This window comes from Povalibacter uvarum (assembly GCF_014202975.1).
Taxonomy (GTDB): domain Bacteria; phylum Pseudomonadota; class Gammaproteobacteria; order Steroidobacterales; family Steroidobacteraceae; genus Steroidobacter; species Steroidobacter uvarum.
Genome location: NZ_JACHHZ010000003.1, coordinates 722,266 through 738,723, shown reverse-complemented (window position 1 = coordinate 738,723; position 16,458 = coordinate 722,266). Strand labels below are relative to the sequence as shown.

Here is a 16,458-nt window from a genome sequence, read left to right as displayed (position 1 = left end):
CTTAGATGGAGGCCGTTAGCGCGACTTCAATCAGGCCTTGCCCGGAGGTGCGTTCATCTTCACCGCCGCCTTACGCGGACCCTTGCGGGTGCGGGCGTTGGTGCGTGTACGCTGGCCGCGCAACGGCAGGCCACGGCGATGACGGATACCGCGGTAGCAACCGAGGTCCATCAGGCGCTTGATGTTCATGGAGACTTCGCGGCGCAGGTCGCCTTCGACGGTCAGCTTGCCGACCTGCGAACGCAGGGCGGTGACCTCCGCGTCAGTCAGGTCCTTGACCAGGGTCTCGAGCTTCACACCGGCGGCCGCACAGGCCTTCTTCGCCTGCGTTCTGCCAACGCCATAGATGTGAGTCAGTCCAACCCACACATGCTTGTTCATCGGTATGTTGATACCGGCGATACGGGCCATTGCCTACTCTCTCTTCCGCGGCGAAAAGCGCGGAACTGTAAACTAAAAACGCCTGTGACTCAATGCTTTAAGAACGCCGATCAGCGCTGCCAATCAGCCTTGGCGCTGCTTGTGGCGGGCATCTGAGCAAATTACGTACACCACCCTGCGGCGGCGCACGATCTTGCAGTTCTTGCAGATCTTCTTAACGGAAGCACGAACCTTCATGACATCTCTCCAAATCAGCGCTCGGGTCTGACCGTTCAGGTCTGGCCCGGGCGCCCGTAACCACGCAGATTGGCCTTCTTCATCAGGCCTTCGTACTGATGCGACATCAGGTGGGCAGCCACCTGGGCCTGAAAATCCATGATCACGACCACCATGATCAGCAGCGACGTTCCGCCGAAGTAGAACGGCACGCTGAAGCGCGAAATCAGGAATTCCGGCAGCAAGCAGACCACGGCGACGTAAAGGGCACCCCAGACCGTCAACCGGGTCAGTACCTTGTCGATGTACTCGCCCGTCTGCTGGCCCGGCCGGATGCCCGGGATGAACGCCCCCGACTTCTTCAGGTTCTCAGCCGTTTCGCGCGAGTTGAACACCAGCGCCGTGTAGAAGAACGAGAAGAAAATGATCAATGCCCCGTACAGGATCATGTGGGCCGGCTGACCGGGTCCCAGCGCAGCGGCCACGTTCTGCAGCCAGCTCAGGCCCTGCGAGGTACCCGACCAGCTCGCGATCGTCGCCGGGAAGAGCAGCAGGCTCGACGCGAAGATCGGCGGAATCACGCCCGACATGTTCAGCTTGAACGGCAGGTGCGTCGTCTGGCCGGCAAAGAGCTTGCGGCCCTGCTGGCGCTTCGCGTAGTTCACCTGAATCCGGCGCTGGCCACGCTCGACGAACACGACGAAGGCCGTCACCAGGATAATCATGCTGAAGAGGATCAGCGCGAACGCCGCATTCAGCTCCCCGGTGCGAACCAGTTCGAGGGTTCCAGCCACCGCGGCCGGCAGACCCGCGACGATGCCCGCGAGAATGATCATCGAAATACCGTTACCCAGACCGCGCTCGGTGATCTGCTCGCCGAGCCACATCAGGAACATCGTTCCGGCGATCAGCGTGACCGTCGCAACGAAAACGAACTGCGGGCCGGCGGAAATGACCACGCCCTGGTTCTGAAGCGCAATGGCCGCCGAGGAACCCTGCACCAGTGCCAGCAGCACCGTGCCATAGCGCGTGTACTGGGTGAGCTTGCGCCGACCCGACTCGCCTTCCTTCTTGATCGAGGCCAGCGACGGCATCACGACCGCAGCCATCTGGATGATGATCGACGCCGAGATGTACGGCATCACACCCAGCGCGAAGATCGACAGACGCTCGATCGCACCGCCCGAGAACATGTTCACCATGCTCAGGATCGTCCCCTGCTGCGCCTCGAAGAATCGGGCGAGCGCAATCGGATCGATACCCGGCACCGGAATGAACGTTCCGATGCGGTACACGATCAGCGCACCCAGCAAGAAGAACAGCCGCTGCCGGAGCTCGGCAAAGCGGGTCATCTCGCCGAAGGCGGAGAGCGGTGTTGCAGCGGATTTGGTGGCCACGAGTTCTCTGGCGACTAAAAGTTAGAGTGTCGACTCGAGTCGAATCAGTTCGCTTCGACCTTGCCGCCGGCGGCTTCGATCGCTGCCTTCGCACCCTTCGTCAGGTGGATGCCCTTGACCGTCACGGCCTTGGCAAACTCGCCCGACGCGACGATACGCGCGCGCAGAGCCTGCGCCGGCACAACGTTCGCAGCCTTGAGCGCTTCCAGATCCACCACGTTCCCTTCGAGCTTCGCGAGCTCGGACAGGCGCACTTCGGCGACCGTCGGCTTCACCTTCGAACGGAAGCCCGTCTTCGGCAGACGGCGCTGCAACGGCATCTGGCCGCCTTCGAAACCCACCTTGTGGTAGCCGCCCTTGCGAGCGCGCTGACCCTTGACGCCACGGCCGCAGGTCTTGCCCTGGCCGGCGGACGCGCCACGGCCCACGCGAAGGCGTGTCTTCTTGCTGCCTGGAGCCGGGGAAATGGTGTTCAACTTCATAACTTCAATTCCTGGTTGAGCGGCGACGGGCTTCAGCCCGCTTCCTCTACCTTCAGCATGTGGCCCGATGCGCGGAGCATTCCGCGAATCTCAGGCGTGTCCGCGACGACGGCGGAATCCCGGATCTTGCGCAGTCCCAGGCCGCGCACCGTGGCGCGATGAGACTTGAGCTGACCGAACACGCTCTTGACGAGCGTGACCTTGAGCGACTTCGGTTTGGCGTTGGCCATGACTTCAATCCAGTCCAGTAACCAGGCGATCAGCCCAGAATTTCTTCGACGCGCTTGCCGCGCTTGGCTGCGATGTCTTCAGGCGACTGAATGCTCGTCAGTGCCTTGAACGTCGCGCGCACGACGTTGATCGGGTTGCGCGAGCCGTAGCTCTTCGCGAGCACGTTGCGCACACCGGCGCACTCGAACACCGCGCGCATGCCGCCACCGGCGATGAGGCCCGTACCGTCTGCAGCGGGCTGCATGTAGACACGGGTCGTGCCGTGCGCGCCCTTCAGCGCGTAGTGCAGCGTCGCGTTCTTGAGTGCAACGTTCGCAAGATTCTTGCGGGCCGCCTGCATCGCCTTCTGGATCGCGACCGGCACTTCGCGCGCCTTGCCGTATCCGAAGCCGACCTTGCCGCGTCCGTCGCCGACGACGGTCAGCGCGGTGAAGCCGAACTGACGGCCACCCTTCACGACCTTGGCAACGCGATTCACCGCCACGAGCTTCTCGATGTACTCGTCGGTTGCAGCTGCTTTTTCAACTCTGGCCATTGACATGTTTCCTGTTAGACAAGCGCGGTGGCGATCTCATCGCCTCGCCGCTGTTCGCTTCTCTGTTTAGAACTCGAGCCCGTTTTCGCGCGCCGCATCGGCCAACGCCTTGATGCGACCGTGATACTTGAACCCCGAACGGTCGAACGCGACCTGCTTGATGCCGGCAGCCTTCGCCTTCTCGGCGATCGCCTTGCCGACCGCGGCAGCAGCGGTGATGTTGCCGGTGCCCTTCAGGCTGCCGCGCACATCCTTCTGCACCGTCGACGCCACGGCCAGAACCTTCGACTCGGTGTCGAGGATCTGCGCGTAGATGTGCTGCGACGTGCGATGCACCGAGAGGCGCAGCGCCTTCAGCTCGCGAATCTTGGCGCGGGCCCGTGCGGCGCGACGCAGACGTTGAACGTTCTTACCTTGCATGGTCGTTTCACTCTTGGCTGCTGGTTACCGGTTCGCGACATCCAGCAAGAAAACTCTGTTCCGGCTCTGGCCAGCTGCCAGCAAACTGGTGGCTGGCAGCTCAGTCATCACTTCTTCTTCGCTTCCTTCAGCTCGATCTTCTCGCCGCTGTAGCGAACGCCCTTGCCCTTGTACGGCTCTGGCGGACGGAAGCTGCGGATGTCGGCGGCAACCTGACCGACCTTCTGCACGTCCATGCCCTTCACCAGGATTTCGGTCTGGCTCGGGGTTTCGATCGTGATGCCTTCCGGCGCGTCGTAGACCACCGGGTGCGAGAAGCCGAGCGTCAGGTTCAGGGCCTTGCCCTGTGCCTGTGCGCGGTAACCGACGCCGACGAGTTCCAGCTTGCGCTCGTAACCCTTGCTGACGCCGAGCACGATGTTGGCGAGATGCGCGCGCGTCGAACCGGCGACCATGTCCGCTTCGCGGCTGTCGTTCGCCTTCTCGACCTTCAACGCTTCCGCGTCCTGCACGACCTTCACCAGCTTGCTGGCGAGGGCGAGCGACAGGGTGCCCTTCGCGCCCTTAACGGCGACGGAGTCCGCACTGATGGTTGCAGTCACGCCCTTCGGCAGAGCAACCGGCTGTTTTGCTACTCGAGACATGTGTGCACCTTAGGAAACGATGCAAAGCACTTCGCCGCCGTGACCGGCTGCGCGTGCCTGACGATCGGTCATCACGCCCTGCGACGTGGAAACGATGGCAATACCGAGGCCGCCGAGAATCGTCGGCAGTTCGTCCTTGCCCTTGTAGACACGCAGGCCAGGACGGCTGACACGCTCGAGGCGGTCGATGACCGGTCGGCCCTGGTAATACTTCAGCTGTACGGCCAGCGTCGGCTTGCCGTCCTGCACGTCGGCAGAGAAGTCTTCGATGTAGCCTTCGTCCTTCAGAACCTTCGCAATCGCGACCTTGATCTTCGAGGTCGGTGCGGCGATCTCGGACTTACCCGAGGACTGGCCGTTGCGAATGCGCGTCAGGAAATCGGCAATAGGATCCGTCATGCTCATGTGGTGCTCCAGTGGTACCAGCTGTTACCAGCTGGCCAGCCCGAGGCCCGGAATTTCGCCGCGCATGGTTGCTTCGCGCAGCTTGGTACGACCGAGACCGAACTTGCGGTAGAAACCGCGCGGACGGCCGGTGATCTGACAGCGGTTACGCAGGCGCGACTTGCTGGAGTCGCGCGGCAGCGCCGCAAGCTGCACAACCGCAGCTTCCCGCTCGGCAGCCGACGAGGTCGGCTTGCGGATGATTTCTTTCAGTCGCGCCCGCTTGGCGGCGTAGCGCTTCACGAGCTTCGCACGCTTTTCTTCGCGATTGACCATCGATGTCTTGGCCATAAATTCGCCCTGTCGCCTTACTTGCGGAACGGAAAATTGAACGCTTCGAGCAACGCACGACCACTCTTGTCGTCCGGTGCCGTCGTCGTGATGGTGATGTCCATGCCCCGGATCGCATCGATCTGGTCGTACGCGATCTCCGGGAAAATGATCTGTTCCTTCACGCCGAAGTTGTAGTTGCCCTGGCCGTCGAAGGAACGCGCGCTCACGCCGCGGAAGTCGCGGATACGCGGCATCGCGATGTTGACCAGCCGGTCGAGGAACTCATACATGCGCGCGCCGCGCAGAGTCACCTTGCAACCGATCGCGAGGCCGTCACGCAGCTTGAACGTCGCAACCGACTTGCGCGACCGAGTGACCAGCGGCTTCTGCCCGGTGATCTTGGTCAGATCCGCCACGGCGTTATCCATGATCTTCTTGTCGGCAACGGCTTCGCCCACGCCCATGTTGACCGTGATCTTGGTGATCTTCGGTACCTGCATGATGTTCGCCACGCCGAGGCTCTTCTGGAGCTCGGGGACGATCTTGTCGCGGTAATGCTCTTGCAGTCTTGCACTTGCCATGTTCGTTTACCTTCAGGCGTCCACAACTTCGTTGTTGGACTTGAAGAAGCGCACCTTGCGGCCGTCGGCGAGCGTACGGATGCCGACGCGGTCGCCCTTCTTCGTTGCGGGATTCCACAGCGCCACGTTCGACAGGTCGATCGCGGCTTCCTTCTCGACGATGCCGCCCTGCACGTTGCGCTGCGGGTTCGGCTTCGTGTGCCGCTTCACCATGTTGACGTTCTCGACGACAACCTTGCCTTCGAGAGTCTTGATGACGGTGCCGCGCCGGCCCTTGTCACGGCCGGTCGTGATCACGACTTCGTCGCCCTTGCGAATCTTGTTCATACGTAAACCCTTTACCTGGCCGGCTTACAGCACTTCAGGTGCCAGCGAGATGATCTTCATGAACTGCGACGTACGCAGTTCGCGCGTCACCGGTCCGAAGATACGAGTGCCGATCGGCTCGAGCTTCGGGTTCAGCAGCACGGCGGCGTTGCCGTCGAAACGGATCATCGAACCGTCCGGACGACGCACGCCGAACTTGGTGCGAACGACGACGGCGTCATACACCTCGCCCTTCTTCACCTTGCCGCGCGGAATCGCATCGCGGACGCTGACTTTGATCACGTCGCCGACGGTGGCGTAGCGACGCTTCGAGCCGCCCAGCACCTTGATGCACATCAGGCTGCGGGCGCCGCTGTTGTCAGCGGCATTCAGCAACGTTTGCATCTGGATCATGGCGTTGCTTCTCCTGCGGTCTGGTCTGCACGGCTGATGACGCGCACCAGGCGGAAGTTCTTGCGGCGCGACAGCGGCCGGCACTCCTGGATCGCAACGACATCGCCTTCGCGGCTCTCGTTGTTCTCATCGTGAGCCAGCAGGCGCGTCGTGCGGCGCATGTACTTGCCGTATCGGGGATGCGGCTCGTAACGCTCGACGACGACGGTGATGGTCTTTTCCATCTTGTTGCTGACGACCTTGCCCGTGATGGTCTTGGCGACCTTCTCTTCGGGCGCCGGAGCCGCCGGCTTCGCTTGCTTGCTCATGCTCACTTACCCTTGGCAGCGCGACGCTGCTCGCCCTGCACTGTCTTCAGGCGCGCGATGTTGCGGCGGACCTTGCTGAACTGATCCGGCTTGGCCGCCTGGCCGGTCGCCCGTGCCATGCGCAGATTGAATTGTTCGCGGCGCAGATCGAGCAGCTCTTTCTGCAGCTCTGCGGCGGACTTCGTACGGAGATCTTTGGCGCTCATTGTTCGTAACCTGCAAAAATCAGCGCACCTGGCGCGTGACGAACTGCGTGTCGACGGAGAGCTTCGACGCCGCGAGACGGAACGCTTCGCGCGCGATCGCTTCGGTCACACCTTCCATCTCGAACAGCACCTTGCCGGGCTTCACTTTGGCCACGTAGTACTCGACGTTGCCCTTGCCGCTGCCCATTCGGACTTCGAGAGGCTTCTTCGAAATCGGCAGGTCCGGGAACACGCGCACCCAGATCTGGCCGCCGCGCTTCACGTAGCGCGTCATCGCCCGACGAGCTGCTTCGAGCTCGCGCGAAGTCATGCGCGCACGGCTGGTCGCCTTCAGACCGAAGTCGCCGAACGCCACGTAGTTGCCGCCCTGCGCGAGGCCGGCATTGCGGCCCTTGAACGCCTTGCGGTACTTGGTTCGTTTTGGTTGCATCATTGTCGTTTCACTCGGGCTACTGGCTGCTGGCTGTTGGCTTCTGGCCAGATGCCAGTCGCCGATCGCCAGTCGCCGGTCTTAGGCCGTCGCCTCCGTCGGTGCCGCGGCCTGGGCGTCAGTCGTCTCGCTCACAGCCACATCCGGCTGGTTGAAGACTTCGCCCTTGAAGATCCAGACCTTCACGCCGATGATGCCGTACGTGGTCTTCGCTTCCGCGAGGCCGTAATCGATCTCAGCGCGCAGTGTGTGAAGCGGAACGCGACCTTCGCGGTACACCTCGGTACGTGCGATTTCCGATCCGTTCAGACGACCCGAAGCGCGCACCTTGATGCCCAGGGCACCGATACGCATCGTGTTCGTCACAGCGCGCTTCATGGCACGACGGAACATCACGCGGCGCTCGAGCTGCTGAGCGATACCGTCGGCAACGAGCTGCGCATCGAGCTCCGGCTTGCGGATCTCGGAGATATTGATGCGGACGTCACCGGCCGGCATCTTCATGATCTTCGCGACCTGTCCGCGCAGCTTCTCGATGTCCTCGCCCTTCTTGCCGATCACGATGCCCGGACGTGCCGTGTGGATCGTGATGTTGACCTTGCGAGCGGCGCGTTCGATCTGAACGCGGCTCACGGACGCTTCGACGAGCTTCTTCTTCAGAAACTCACGAACGAGGTGGTCGGTATAGACGTGCGCCGGGAAATTCTTGGTGGATGCGTACCACTTCGAAGTCCAGTCGCGCGTGATGCCGAGGCGAAAACCGATCGGATTGACTTTCTGACCCATAGTGAGCTCGCCTTATTCCGTCTTGCCGTCGCCGACCGTCACGATGATGTGACTGTTGCGCTTCCAGATCCGCGTGCCGCGGCCCTTGGCGCGAGCGGCAAAGCGCTTCAGCACCGGTGCGGCATCGACCGTAATCGTCTGCACTTTCAACTCGTCCACATCGGCGCTCAGGTTGTTCTCGGCGTTCGCGATCGCGGACTCGAGAACCTTGAGCACCAGCTCCGCACCCTTCTTGGGAGTGAAGCGCAGCGTATTCAACGCCTTTCCGACCGGCGCACCGCGGACCATGTCGGCGATGAGGCGGACCTTCTGCGGGGAAATCCGCGCGTACTTCAGTTTGGCAGCGACTTGCATGATCAGGCTCCCGCCTTCTTGTCGCCCGAGTGGGACTTGAACGTCCGCGTCGGCGCGAATTCACCCAGCTTGTGGCCGACCATGTTTTCCGAGACGAGCACGGGGATGTGCTGACGGCCGTTGTGAACGGCAATCGTCAGGCCAACCATGTCCGGCAGAATCATCGAGCGGCGCGACCAGGTCTTGATCGGACGACGATCGTTCTTCTCGGCGGCAACGCGCACCTTCTTGGCGAGGTGCAGGTCGACGAACGGACCCTTCTTGATCGAACGAGGCACTGTCAGCTCCTCAATTAGTTACGTCGACGCAGGATCATGCCTGCCGTGCGCTTGTTGCGACGCGTCTTCTTGCCCTTGGTGTTCCAACCCCACGGGCTCACCGGATGCGGATTACCCTGGCCGGACTTACCTTCACCACCACCGTGCGGGTGATCGACCGGGTTCATGACGACACCGCGGACCGTCGGGCGGATACCACGCCAGCGGATGGCACCTGCTTTGCCGTAGCTGCGCAGGTTGTGTTCGTCGTTCGCCACTTCACCGATGGTGGCGCGGCAATCGATGTGGACCTTGCGCATTTCGGTCGAACGCAGACGGATCGTCGCGTACGAACCTTCGCGCGCCGCGAGCTGAGCGGAGCCGCCGGCGCTGCGAGCGATCTGCGCGCCACGGCCAGGCTTCAACTCGACGCAGTGAATCGTCGTGCCGATTGGAATGTTGCGCAGCTGCAGCGTGTTGCCCGCCTTGATCGGGGCTTCAGCACCCGACAGAACGGTGTCGCCCGCCACCACGCCCTTCGGCGCGATGATGTAGCGACGCTCGCCGTCGGCATAGAGCACGAGAGCGAGGTGCGCGGTGCGATTGGGATCGTATTCGATCCGCTCGACCTTGCCCGGCACGCCATCCTTGTTGCGAAGGAAGTCGACCAGACGGTACTTTTGCTTGTGGCCGCCGCCCTGATGACGGACGGTCTGGCGGCCGTAGTTGTTACGCGCGCCCGTGCGGTTCTTGTGAACGACCAGCGATGCTTCCGGCGCGCCCTTGTGCAGGTGCGAGCGGGAGATCGAGACCTGGAAACGCCGGCCGGGCGACGTCGGTTTTGCTTTGATCAACGCCATGATGACTGATCCTTAAACTCAGGCGTCAGCGCCGGAGAAATCGATGCTCTGGCCAGGGGCAAGACGCACATAGGCCTTCTTGAAGTCCTGACGCTGACCCAGCCGCTGGCCGAAGCGCTTCTGCTTGCCGCCGACATTCACGATGTTGACGTTGGCAACCTTCACTTCGAACATCAGCTCGACAGCCGCCTTCACTTCAGGCCGGCTCGCATCGCGACGCACGCGAAACACGAACTGATTCGCCTCGGCGACGCGGGCGCTCTTTTCAGACACGTGCGGCCCGAGCAGCACGGACATCAATCTTTCCTGACTCATGCGAGCCTCTCTTCGAGCAGACGTACCGCACCGACGGTGGCGAGCACGTTCTTGTGACGCACCAGGCTGACCGGATCGACAGCGCTCACCGGCAGCACGTTGACGTACGGGAGATTGCGCGACGCGAGATCGAGCTTCTCGTCATGCGCTTCGACCAGGACCAGCACGTCGTCGCCGACGCCGAGATCCTTGAGTTGCGACACGAGCAGCTTGGTCTTCGGCGCTTCGAGCTCGATGCCGTTGACGACGGACAGGCGGTTCTGCCGAGCCAGCTCGGACAGCACGACCTGCAGCGCCGCGCGATACATCTTGCGGTTGACCTTCTGGTCGTAGTCGCGCGGCTTCGCTGCGAACGCCTTGCCGCCACCTACCCAGATCGGGCTGCGGATCGAGCCGGCACGCGCCTGGCCGGTACCCTTCTGGCCCCACGGCTTCTTGCCGCCGCCGCTGACTTCAGCGCGCGACTTCTGAGCCTTGGTGCCCGCACGACCGGCATTCCGGTAGGCCACGACGACCTGGTGCACCAGCGACTCGTTGTATTCACGCGCGAACGTCGCGTCCGATACCTGGACTTCCTGCGACTGCGCACCCTTCGCTACAAGCTTGAGCTTCATGGCGGTCTACTGCCTTACTTCTTGGCCGGTGCGGCCTTCGCCACAGGAGCCTTGCGCTTTCTGGCGGCCTGACGAGCTGCCTTCACGGACGGACGGACGATGACTTCACCGCCCGGAGCACCCGGAATGGCACCGCGGATCAGGAGGAGATTGCGTTCTGCGTCGACGCGAACAACCTGGAGGTTTTCGATCGTCCGGCGCTGCACACCCATGTGACCGGACATGCGCTTGCCGCGGAAGACGCGACCCGGAGTCTGGCGCTGACCGATGGAGCCCGGCGAACGGTGCGACACGGACACGCCGTGGGTCGCAGGCAGACCGCCGAAGTTGTGGCGCTTCATGGTGCCCGCGAAGCCTTTACCGATCGTCGTACCGGTGACGTCGACGATCTGACCGACCTGGAAGAGGTCGACCTTGAGCTCGCTGCCCGCAACCAGGTCCTTGCCCTGATCGCCGGTGAGGCGGAACTCGACCAGCGAAGTGCCAGGAGCGACCTTGACCTTGGCATAGTGCCCGGCCTGCGGCTTGCTCACATGGGAAGCCTTGCGGTTGCCGAAAGCAACCTGAACGGCGCGATAGCCGTCAGCTTCGGGCGTGCGAACCTGCGTAACGCGGTTCGGCAGAGCCTCGATCACGGTCACCGGTACTGCTTCACCCGCGTCGTTGAAAACGCGAGTCATACCGGCTTTACGACCGACCAGACCCACGGTCCTGGTAGCGCTCATCGTAATGTCCTCGTTGTTCGCCCCGGCTGCGATTGGCCAGAGGCTGCAATTCAAAAACTATCTGCCGACCGTTAGCGCCGAACGTTGCCGACGCTGCTCAAAACCCGGTCTGCGCCCCTGAACAAACGGCTCAGGGCAGTGGGGACTGGCGAAGGAGGGATTCCACGGAGAGGCCGACCGGTAAGGTTTTCCCGGTCATGCCGCTCGAGCGGTACCCCGTCAGGGCCAGGCCTCGGCGCAAAAGAGGCGCGAATTATAGTCACGTCGAGCGGCTTTGCAAGCTCGACGTGTCCCCGCGAAGGCGGGGACCCAGAAGGATTGCCGGATGGATCCCCGCGTTCGCGGGGATGACGGCAATCGGGCCGAAATTCGGCCCTCCCCTGCCGTCAGTTCAGCTTGATCTGCACGTCCACGCCGGCCGGCAGTTCGAGCTTCATGAGCGCGTCCACGGTCTTGTCCGTGGGGTTCAAGATGTCCATCAGGCGCTTATGGGTGCGCAGTTCGAACTGGTCCCGCGCGTCCTTGTCGCCATGGGGGGCGGCCAGGACGGTGAAACGCTCCATCTTGGTCGGCAGCGGCACCGGACCACGAACCGTGGCACCCGTGCGCTTGGCCGTCTCCACGATTTCGCGTGCGGAGTTGTCGATCAGCCTGTGGTCGAAAGCCTTCAGGTTGATGCGGATGTTCTGGTTCGCCATATGTGTCTCTTGATACTCAGTGAGCCGCCAGCCCCTAGCTTCTAGCCGCTAGCCAGAGGAACGCTCCTTCTGGCTAGCTGCTGCCGACTAGTGGCTAGCCGCTAATGCATTACTTCAGGATCTTCGCCACCACGCCGGCACCGACCGTCTTGCCGCCTTCGCGGATCGCGAAGCGCAGACCGTCTTCCATCGCGATCGGGCTGATCAGCTCAACCGTCATCTTGATGTTGTCGCCAGGCATCACCATCTCGACGCCCGCAGGCAGCTCCACCGCACCCGTCACGTCCGTCGTGCGGAAGTAAAACTGCGGACGGTAGCCCTTGAAGAACGGCGTATGACGGCCGCCCTCTTCCTTCGTCAGAACGTAAATCTCAGCTTCGAACTTCGTGTGCGGGGTGATCGAGCCCGGCTTCGCCAGAACCTGACCGCGCTCCACGTCTTCGCGCTTCGTGCCGCGCAACAGCACGCCCACGTTGTCGCCCGCCTGACCCTGGTCCAAAAGCTTGCGGAACATCTCAACGCCCGTGCACGTCGTCTTCGTCGTCGCGCGGATGCCCACGATCTCAATTTCGTCGTTCACCTTGATGATCCCGCGCTCGATTCGACCCGTCACCACCGTGCCGCGGCCAGAGATCGAGAACACGTCTTCCACAGGCATCAGGAACGCACCGTCAATCGCACGCTCCGGCACCGGAATGTAGCGGTCCATCTCCGCCACCAGCTTCACCACCGCAGGCACCCCGATCTCGCTCTGATCGCCTTCCAGCGCCTTCAGCGCCGAACCCTTCACGATCGGCGTGTCGTCGCCAGGGAACTCGTACTTCGACAGAAGTTCGCGAACTTCCATCTCCACCAGCTCCAAAAGCTCCGCATCGTCCACCATGTCCGCCTTGTTCAGGAACACCACGATGTACGGAACGCCCACCTGGCGAGCCAGCAGAATGTGCTCACGCGTCTGCGGCATCGGGCCGTCAGCCGCGGAAACCACCAGAATCGCACCGTCCATCTGCGCTGCGCCCGTGATCATGTTCTTCACGTAGTCAGCGTGCCCCGGGCAGTCCACGTGCGCGTAGTGACGCGCATCCGAGGTGTACTCCACGTGCGCCGTCGCGATCGTGATACCGCGAGCGCGCTCTTCAGGCGCCTTGTCAATCTGGTCGTACGCCTTGAACTCACCGCCGTGCTTCTCCGCCATCACCTTCGTCAGCGCGGCCGTCAACGTCGTCTTGCCATGGTCCACGTGACCAATCGTGCCTACGTTCACATGCGGCTTCGTGCGTTCAAACTTCTCTTTGGCCACAGCGGCAATCCTCTAGTAAATCAAAGCTCAGCAACAAGGGTGGGGTTCAATCAAAACTTCTGCGTCAGGCCGGCCATCACGTTCGACGGCACTTCCTGGTACTTCGCGAATTCCATCGTGTACGTCGCACGCCCCTGGCTCATGGAGCGCATGGACGTCGAATACTGGAACATCTCGGCAAGCGGCACTTCAGCAGTTACCACCTTGCCGGAAATCGAATCTTCCATGCCTACGATCTGACCGCGGCGACGATTCAGGTCGCCCACGATGTCCCCGTAGTAATCATCAGGCGTCACCACCTCGACCCGCATGATCGGTTCGAGGATGACCGGCTTGGCCTTCGACATGGCTTCCTTGAACGCCATGCTGCCCGCGATCTTGAACGCCATTTCGTTGGAGTCGACGTCGTGGTACGAGCCGTCGAACAACGTCGCCTTCACGTCCACGACCGGATAGCCCGCGAGAACGCCGTTCTCGGTGGCTTCCTTGATGCCCTTGTCGACGGCCGGGATGTACTCCCTCGGCACCGTGCCGCCGACGATCGCGTTGACGAACTCGTAGCCCTTACCGGGCTCGCTGGGTTCGAGCGTGATCCATACGTGGCCGTACTGACCGCGGCCGCCCGACTGGCGCACGAACTTGCCTTCCTGCTCGACCTTCGCGCGGATCGTTTCGCGGTACGCCACCATCGGCTTGCCGACGTTGGCTTCGACCTTGAACTCACGCTTCATGCGATCGACGATGATTTCCAGGTGCAGCTCGCCCATGCCGGCAATGATCGTCTGCCCGGACTCGGCATCGGTGGACAGACGGAACGAAGGGTCTTCCTTCGCCAGCCGCTGCAACGCCATGCCCATCTTTTCCTGGTCGACAGTGGTCTTCGGCTCGACGGCCACGGAAATGACCGGCTCCGGGAAGTCCATCTTCTCGAGCTGAATGACACTTTCAGGGTCACACAGCGTATCGCCGGTGATGACGTCTTTCAGACCGACCGCGGCGGCGATATCTCCCGCGCGAACTTCCTTGATCTCGCTCCGCTCATTCGCATGCATCTGCAGCAAACGACCGATGCGCTCCTTCTTGCCCTTGCCGGGATTGCTCACAGTGTCGCCCGAGTTGAGCACACCGGAGTACACGCGGAAGAACGTCAGGTTACCGACGAACGGGTCGTTCAGGATCTTGAATGCGAGCGCCGAGAACTTCTCTTCGTCAGCGGCTTTGCGCGTGCCCTCGGTACCGTCGGCCAACGTGCCTCTGACGGGGGGCATCTCGACCGGCGACGGCATGAATTCCACGACCGCGTCGAGCATCGCCTGCACGCCTTTGTTCTTGAAGGCGGAGCCGCACATGCACACGACGATCTCGTTGCGGATCGAACGCTCGCGCAGGCCCTGCTTGATCTCGGCCTGGGACAGATCGCCCGACTCGAGATACTTGTTCAGCAGCGTTTCATTGGCTTCGGCAGCAGCCTCGATCATCTTGGCGCGCCATTCCTTGCACTCGTCCATCATTTCCGCCGGGATATCGCGGTACTCGAACTTCATTCCCTGGGTCGAGTCGTCCCACCAGATCTCCTTCATGAGGATGAGATCGACGACGCCGACGAACTTGTCTTCCGCTCCGATCGGTAGCTGGATCGGAACGGCCTCGCCACGCAGGCGCGACTTGATCTGCTCGACACAGCGCAGGAAGTTGGCGCCAGCGCGGTCCATCTTGTTGACGAACGCGATGCGCGGCACCTTGTACTTGTTCATCTGCCGCCACACCGTCTCCGACTGCGGCTGCACGCCGGCAACCGCGCAGAAGACAGCGACCGCGCTGTCCAGCACGCGCAGGCTGCGTTCCACTTCGATCGTGAAATCGACGTGGCCCGGTGTATCGATGATGTTGATGCGGTGTTCGGGGAAGTTGTTGTTCATCCCCTTCCAGAAGCAGGTCGTCGCAGCGGCAGTGATGGTGATGCCGCGCTCCTGTTCCTGTTCCATGTAGTCCATGACGGCCGCACCGTCATGCACTTCGCCGATCTTGTGCGAAACGCCCGTGTAGAAAAGGATGCGCTCAGTCGTGGTCGTCTTCCCCGCATCAATGTGCGCGGAAATACCGATATTTCGATACCGCTCGATGGGAGTTGTACGTGCCACGATGACAGTTCCTCAAGGCGAGCCCGCCTGTTTTCAAGCCGGGCCGCGCGCGCTTACCAGCGGTAGTGCGCGAACGCCTTGTTGGCGTCAGCCATGCGGTGCACGTCTTCGCGCTTGCGCACGGCGGAGCCGCGATTCTCGGCGGCATCCAGCAGCTCGGCAGCGAGACGCTGCGCCATCGATTTCTCGCTGCGAGCAAGCGCAGCTTCGATCACCCAGCGCATTGCGAGCGTCTGACGACGAGCCGCGCGCACTTCCACGGGAACCTGATAGGTCGCGCCGCCGACGCGACGGCTCTTCACTTCGACCGTCGGCTTGACGTTGTCGAGCGCCTGCGCCAGCAGTTCGATCGACTGCTCCGAGCCGCGACCGGTCTTCTCGGCGATGCGATCGACCGCGCTGTAAACGATGCTCTCAGCGACGGACTTCTTGCCCGAATCCATCACCATGTTGACGAACTTCGCCAACAGGAGGCTGTTGAAGCGCGGATCCGGAAGGATGGTGCGAGTGGGGGCCGATGCTCTACGGGACATGACGGTACCGAATAATTAGTGACGGATGAGAGTGATCGGCAGGATCACTTCTTGGGGCGCTTCGCGCCGTACTTCGAACGTCCCTGGCGACGCTCGTTCACGCCGGCGCAGTCCAGGGTGCCGCGCACGGTGTGGTAGCGCACACCCGGCAGGTCTTTGACACGGCCGCCGCGGATCAGCACGACCGAGTGCTCCTGCAGGTTGTGACCTTCGCCACCGATGTAGCTGATGACTTCGAAGCCATTGGTCAGACGCACCTTCGCGACCTTACGCAGCGCCGAGTTCGGCTTCTTCGGCGTAGTGGTGTACACGCGAGTGCAGACACCCCGCTTCTGCGGGCAGGCCGCCAGCGCGGGAACCTTGGTCTTATACGTTGCCGAGGTCCGCGGCTTGCGAACGAGCTGACTGACAGTGGCCATATAACTTGATGATCCTTAGAGAAACACGAGGCCGCCATTCGGCGGCCTGGGTGAAATTTGCACGATAAGCGGCGAGGTTACGCTGGACGCCGGCTGATCAAGGGCGCGGGATTGTAGGAACGCGCCCCCGGAGTGTCAACCGCATCACAGCCCGACCAGACTCCAAATTAACCGTCAGGGGTCAGGCG

Annotated in this window: 28 protein-coding genes; all 28 read right to left on the bottom strand. The window is 62.2% G+C overall.

Annotated elements, in window-relative coordinates; all coding sequences use genetic code 11:
• Nucleotides 1–30: 30 nt before the first annotated feature.
• Complete coding sequence (gene rpsM / locus HNQ60_RS14620) at nucleotides 31–411, bottom strand: 30S ribosomal protein S13 (protein WP_184333017.1); 381 nt, start codon at nucleotides 409–411, stop codon at nucleotides 31–33.
• 93 nt (nucleotides 412–504) lie between these two features.
• Nucleotides 505–618, bottom strand: coding sequence for a 50S ribosomal protein L36 (gene rpmJ / locus HNQ60_RS14615; RefSeq protein WP_083536477.1), 114 nt, complete (start codon nucleotides 616–618; stop codon nucleotides 505–507).
• 35 nt (nucleotides 619–653) lie between these two features.
• Nucleotides 654–1,949 carry a preprotein translocase subunit SecY gene (secY, locus tag HNQ60_RS14610; RefSeq protein WP_184333777.1) on the bottom strand — a complete coding sequence of 432 codons (1,296 nt, stop codon included), beginning with the start codon at nucleotides 1,947–1,949 and terminating at the stop codon, nucleotides 654–656.
• An 89-nt stretch (nucleotides 1,950–2,038) separates the two neighbouring features.
• Nucleotides 2,039–2,476, bottom strand: coding sequence for a 50S ribosomal protein L15 (gene rplO / locus HNQ60_RS14605; RefSeq protein ID WP_184333015.1), 438 nt, complete (start codon nucleotides 2,474–2,476; stop codon nucleotides 2,039–2,041).
• Between the two features lie 32 nt (nucleotides 2,477–2,508).
• The gene (rpmD, locus tag HNQ60_RS14600; protein ID WP_184333013.1) at nucleotides 2,509–2,706 is read right to left on the bottom strand and encodes a 50S ribosomal protein L30; all 198 of its coding nucleotides are present in this window, start codon (nucleotides 2,704–2,706) and stop codon (nucleotides 2,509–2,511) included.
• Nucleotides 2,707–2,735: 29 nt separating this feature from the next.
• The gene (gene rpsE / locus HNQ60_RS14595) at nucleotides 2,736–3,242 is read right to left on the bottom strand and encodes a 30S ribosomal protein S5 (RefSeq protein ID WP_184333011.1); all 507 of its coding nucleotides are present in this window, start codon (nucleotides 3,240–3,242) and stop codon (nucleotides 2,736–2,738) included.
• A gap of 66 nt (nucleotides 3,243–3,308) precedes the next feature.
• Entirely contained in the window at nucleotides 3,309–3,662 is a 354-nt protein-coding gene (rplR, locus tag HNQ60_RS14590; protein WP_184333009.1) for a 50S ribosomal protein L18, read from the bottom strand.
• Nucleotides 3,663–3,769: 107 nt separating this feature from the next.
• Nucleotides 3,770–4,306, bottom strand: coding sequence for a 50S ribosomal protein L6 (rplF, locus tag HNQ60_RS14585; protein WP_184333007.1), 537 nt, complete (start codon nucleotides 4,304–4,306; stop codon nucleotides 3,770–3,772).
• Nucleotides 4,307–4,315: 9 nt separating this feature from the next.
• Nucleotides 4,316–4,711, bottom strand: coding sequence for a 30S ribosomal protein S8 (gene rpsH / locus HNQ60_RS14580; RefSeq protein ID WP_184333004.1), 396 nt, complete (start codon nucleotides 4,709–4,711; stop codon nucleotides 4,316–4,318).
• Nucleotides 4,712–4,735: 24 nt separating this feature from the next.
• A complete protein-coding gene (gene rpsN / locus HNQ60_RS14575; protein ID WP_184333002.1) occupies nucleotides 4,736–5,041 on the bottom strand; it encodes a 30S ribosomal protein S14 in 306 nt (101 codons plus the stop codon).
• 17 nt (nucleotides 5,042–5,058) lie between these two features.
• The gene (gene rplE / locus HNQ60_RS14570; protein WP_184333000.1) at nucleotides 5,059–5,604 is read right to left on the bottom strand and encodes a 50S ribosomal protein L5; all 546 of its coding nucleotides are present in this window, start codon (nucleotides 5,602–5,604) and stop codon (nucleotides 5,059–5,061) included.
• 12 nt (nucleotides 5,605–5,616) lie between these two features.
• Nucleotides 5,617–5,931 carry a 50S ribosomal protein L24 gene (gene rplX, locus HNQ60_RS14565; protein WP_184332998.1) on the bottom strand — a complete coding sequence of 105 codons (315 nt, stop codon included), beginning with the start codon at nucleotides 5,929–5,931 and terminating at the stop codon, nucleotides 5,617–5,619.
• A gap of 24 nt (nucleotides 5,932–5,955) precedes the next feature.
• Nucleotides 5,956–6,324, bottom strand: a complete 369-nt coding sequence (gene rplN, locus HNQ60_RS14560; RefSeq protein ID WP_184332996.1) for a 50S ribosomal protein L14 — start codon at nucleotides 6,322–6,324, stop codon at nucleotides 5,956–5,958.
• Nucleotides 6,321–6,632 carry a 30S ribosomal protein S17 gene (gene rpsQ, locus HNQ60_RS14555; protein ID WP_184332994.1) on the bottom strand — a complete coding sequence of 104 codons (312 nt, stop codon included), beginning with the start codon at nucleotides 6,630–6,632 and terminating at the stop codon, nucleotides 6,321–6,323. Before rpsQ ends, rplN begins: the two co-directional genes overlap by 4 nt.
• A gap of 2 nt (nucleotides 6,633–6,634) precedes the next feature.
• Nucleotides 6,635–6,838: a 50S ribosomal protein L29 gene (gene rpmC / locus HNQ60_RS14550; protein ID WP_184332992.1), complete on the bottom strand. Its 204-nt coding sequence runs from the start codon at nucleotides 6,836–6,838 to the stop codon at nucleotides 6,635–6,637.
• A 19-nt stretch (nucleotides 6,839–6,857) separates the two neighbouring features.
• Complete coding sequence (rplP, locus tag HNQ60_RS14545; RefSeq protein WP_184332990.1) at nucleotides 6,858–7,271, bottom strand: 50S ribosomal protein L16; 414 nt, start codon at nucleotides 7,269–7,271, stop codon at nucleotides 6,858–6,860.
• A gap of 78 nt (nucleotides 7,272–7,349) precedes the next feature.
• A complete protein-coding gene (rpsC, locus tag HNQ60_RS14540; protein WP_184332988.1) occupies nucleotides 7,350–8,054 on the bottom strand; it encodes a 30S ribosomal protein S3 in 705 nt (234 codons plus the stop codon).
• A 12-nt stretch (nucleotides 8,055–8,066) separates the two neighbouring features.
• Nucleotides 8,067–8,408, bottom strand: a complete 342-nt coding sequence (rplV, locus tag HNQ60_RS14535; RefSeq protein ID WP_184332986.1) for a 50S ribosomal protein L22 — start codon at nucleotides 8,406–8,408, stop codon at nucleotides 8,067–8,069.
• 2 nt (nucleotides 8,409–8,410) lie between these two features.
• Nucleotides 8,411–8,686, bottom strand: coding sequence for a 30S ribosomal protein S19 (gene rpsS, locus HNQ60_RS14530; RefSeq protein ID WP_184332984.1), 276 nt, complete (start codon nucleotides 8,684–8,686; stop codon nucleotides 8,411–8,413).
• Nucleotides 8,687–8,700: 14 nt separating this feature from the next.
• Entirely contained in the window at nucleotides 8,701–9,525 is an 825-nt protein-coding gene (rplB, locus tag HNQ60_RS14525; protein WP_184332982.1) for a 50S ribosomal protein L2, read from the bottom strand.
• Between the two features lie 18 nt (nucleotides 9,526–9,543).
• Nucleotides 9,544–9,840 carry a 50S ribosomal protein L23 gene (rplW, locus tag HNQ60_RS14520; protein WP_184332980.1) on the bottom strand — a complete coding sequence of 99 codons (297 nt, stop codon included), beginning with the start codon at nucleotides 9,838–9,840 and terminating at the stop codon, nucleotides 9,544–9,546.
• On the bottom strand, nucleotides 9,837–10,454 hold the full coding sequence (rplD, locus tag HNQ60_RS14515) for a 50S ribosomal protein L4 (protein ID WP_184332978.1): 618 nt from the start codon (nucleotides 10,452–10,454) through the stop codon (nucleotides 9,837–9,839). The genes rplW and rplD overlap by 4 nt, the downstream gene beginning before the upstream one ends.
• Nucleotides 10,455–10,468: 14 nt before the next feature.
• Nucleotides 10,469–11,179, bottom strand: coding sequence for a 50S ribosomal protein L3 (gene rplC / locus HNQ60_RS14510; RefSeq protein WP_184332976.1), 711 nt, complete (start codon nucleotides 11,177–11,179; stop codon nucleotides 10,469–10,471).
• Between the two features lie 386 nt (nucleotides 11,180–11,565).
• A complete protein-coding gene (rpsJ, locus tag HNQ60_RS14505; RefSeq protein ID WP_184332974.1) occupies nucleotides 11,566–11,877 on the bottom strand; it encodes a 30S ribosomal protein S10 in 312 nt (103 codons plus the stop codon).
• A gap of 109 nt (nucleotides 11,878–11,986) precedes the next feature.
• Nucleotides 11,987–13,177: an elongation factor Tu gene (tuf, locus tag HNQ60_RS14500; protein WP_184332949.1), complete on the bottom strand. Its 1,191-nt coding sequence runs from the start codon at nucleotides 13,175–13,177 to the stop codon at nucleotides 11,987–11,989.
• Between the two features lie 50 nt (nucleotides 13,178–13,227).
• Nucleotides 13,228–15,318 carry an elongation factor G gene (gene fusA, locus HNQ60_RS14495; RefSeq protein WP_184332972.1) on the bottom strand — a complete coding sequence of 697 codons (2,091 nt, stop codon included), beginning with the start codon at nucleotides 15,316–15,318 and terminating at the stop codon, nucleotides 13,228–13,230.
• Between the two features lie 53 nt (nucleotides 15,319–15,371).
• Complete coding sequence (gene rpsG / locus HNQ60_RS14490; protein ID WP_184332970.1) at nucleotides 15,372–15,851, bottom strand: 30S ribosomal protein S7; 480 nt, start codon at nucleotides 15,849–15,851, stop codon at nucleotides 15,372–15,374.
• A 44-nt stretch (nucleotides 15,852–15,895) separates the two neighbouring features.
• Nucleotides 15,896–16,270 carry a 30S ribosomal protein S12 gene (gene rpsL, locus HNQ60_RS14485; protein ID WP_184332968.1) on the bottom strand — a complete coding sequence of 125 codons (375 nt, stop codon included), beginning with the start codon at nucleotides 16,268–16,270 and terminating at the stop codon, nucleotides 15,896–15,898.
• Nucleotides 16,271–16,458: the final 188 nt, after the last annotated feature.

What these genes read in the sequence shown, in the direction of transcription:
- rpsG (WP_184332970.1), bottom strand. Translation starts at nt 15,851, where the DNA reads ATGTCCCGTAGAGCATCGGCCCCCACTCGCACCATCCTTCCGGATCCG.
- rplD (WP_184332978.1), bottom strand. Translation starts at nt 10,454, where the DNA reads ATGAAGCTCAAGCTTGTAGCGAAGGGTGCGCAGTCGCAGGAAGTCCAG.
- rpsH (WP_184333004.1), bottom strand. Translation starts at nt 4,711, where the DNA reads ATGAGCATGACGGATCCTATTGCCGATTTCCTGACGCGCATTCGCAAC.
- rplR (WP_184333009.1), bottom strand. Translation starts at nt 3,662, where the DNA reads ATGCAAGGTAAGAACGTTCAACGTCTGCGTCGCGCCGCACGGGCCCGC.
- rplW (WP_184332980.1), bottom strand. Translation starts at nt 9,840, where the DNA reads ATGAGTCAGGAAAGATTGATGTCCGTGCTGCTCGGGCCGCACGTGTCT.
- rpsC (WP_184332988.1), bottom strand. Translation starts at nt 8,054, where the DNA reads ATGGGTCAGAAAGTCAATCCGATCGGTTTTCGCCTCGGCATCACGCGC.
- rpsN (WP_184333002.1), bottom strand. Translation starts at nt 5,041, where the DNA reads ATGGCCAAGACATCGATGGTCAATCGCGAAGAAAAGCGTGCGAAGCTC.
- rpmD (WP_184333013.1), bottom strand. Translation starts at nt 2,706, where the DNA reads ATGGCCAACGCCAAACCGAAGTCGCTCAAGGTCACGCTCGTCAAGAGC.
- rpsJ (WP_184332974.1), bottom strand. Translation starts at nt 11,877, where the DNA reads ATGGCGAACCAGAACATCCGCATCAACCTGAAGGCTTTCGACCACAGG.
- rpmC (WP_184332992.1), bottom strand. Translation starts at nt 6,838, where the DNA reads ATGAGCGCCAAAGATCTCCGTACGAAGTCCGCCGCAGAGCTGCAGAAA.
- rpsE (WP_184333011.1), bottom strand. Translation starts at nt 3,242, where the DNA reads ATGGCCAGAGTTGAAAAAGCAGCTGCAACCGACGAGTACATCGAGAAG.
- rplO (WP_184333015.1), bottom strand. Translation starts at nt 2,476, where the DNA reads ATGAAGTTGAACACCATTTCCCCGGCTCCAGGCAGCAAGAAGACACGC.
- rplV (WP_184332986.1), bottom strand. Translation starts at nt 8,408, where the DNA reads ATGCAAGTCGCTGCCAAACTGAAGTACGCGCGGATTTCCCCGCAGAAG.
- rplX (WP_184332998.1), bottom strand. Translation starts at nt 5,931, where the DNA reads ATGAACAAGATTCGCAAGGGCGACGAAGTCGTGATCACGACCGGCCGT.
- rpsM (WP_184333017.1), bottom strand. Translation starts at nt 411, where the DNA reads ATGGCCCGTATCGCCGGTATCAACATACCGATGAACAAGCATGTGTGG.
- rpsL (WP_184332968.1), bottom strand. Translation starts at nt 16,270, where the DNA reads ATGGCCACTGTCAGTCAGCTCGTTCGCAAGCCGCGGACCTCGGCAACG.
- rplF (WP_184333007.1), bottom strand. Translation starts at nt 4,306, where the DNA reads ATGTCTCGAGTAGCAAAACAGCCGGTTGCTCTGCCGAAGGGCGTGACT.
- rplN (WP_184332996.1), bottom strand. Translation starts at nt 6,324, where the DNA reads ATGATCCAGATGCAAACGTTGCTGAATGCCGCTGACAACAGCGGCGCC.
- rplB (WP_184332982.1), bottom strand. Translation starts at nt 9,525, where the DNA reads ATGGCGTTGATCAAAGCAAAACCGACGTCGCCCGGCCGGCGTTTCCAG.
- rplE (WP_184333000.1), bottom strand. Translation starts at nt 5,604, where the DNA reads ATGGCAAGTGCAAGACTGCAAGAGCATTACCGCGACAAGATCGTCCCC.
- secY (WP_184333777.1), bottom strand. Translation starts at nt 1,949, where the DNA reads ATGACCCGCTTTGCCGAGCTCCGGCAGCGGCTGTTCTTCTTGCTGGGT.
- rpmJ (WP_083536477.1), bottom strand. Translation starts at nt 618, where the DNA reads ATGAAGGTTCGTGCTTCCGTTAAGAAGATCTGCAAGAACTGCAAGATC.
- rpsQ (WP_184332994.1), bottom strand. Translation starts at nt 6,632, where the DNA reads ATGAGCAAGCAAGCGAAGCCGGCGGCTCCGGCGCCCGAAGAGAAGGTC.
- rplC (WP_184332976.1), bottom strand. Translation starts at nt 11,179, where the DNA reads ATGAGCGCTACCAGGACCGTGGGTCTGGTCGGTCGTAAAGCCGGTATG.
- rplP (WP_184332990.1), bottom strand. Translation starts at nt 7,271, where the DNA reads ATGATGCAACCAAAACGAACCAAGTACCGCAAGGCGTTCAAGGGCCGC.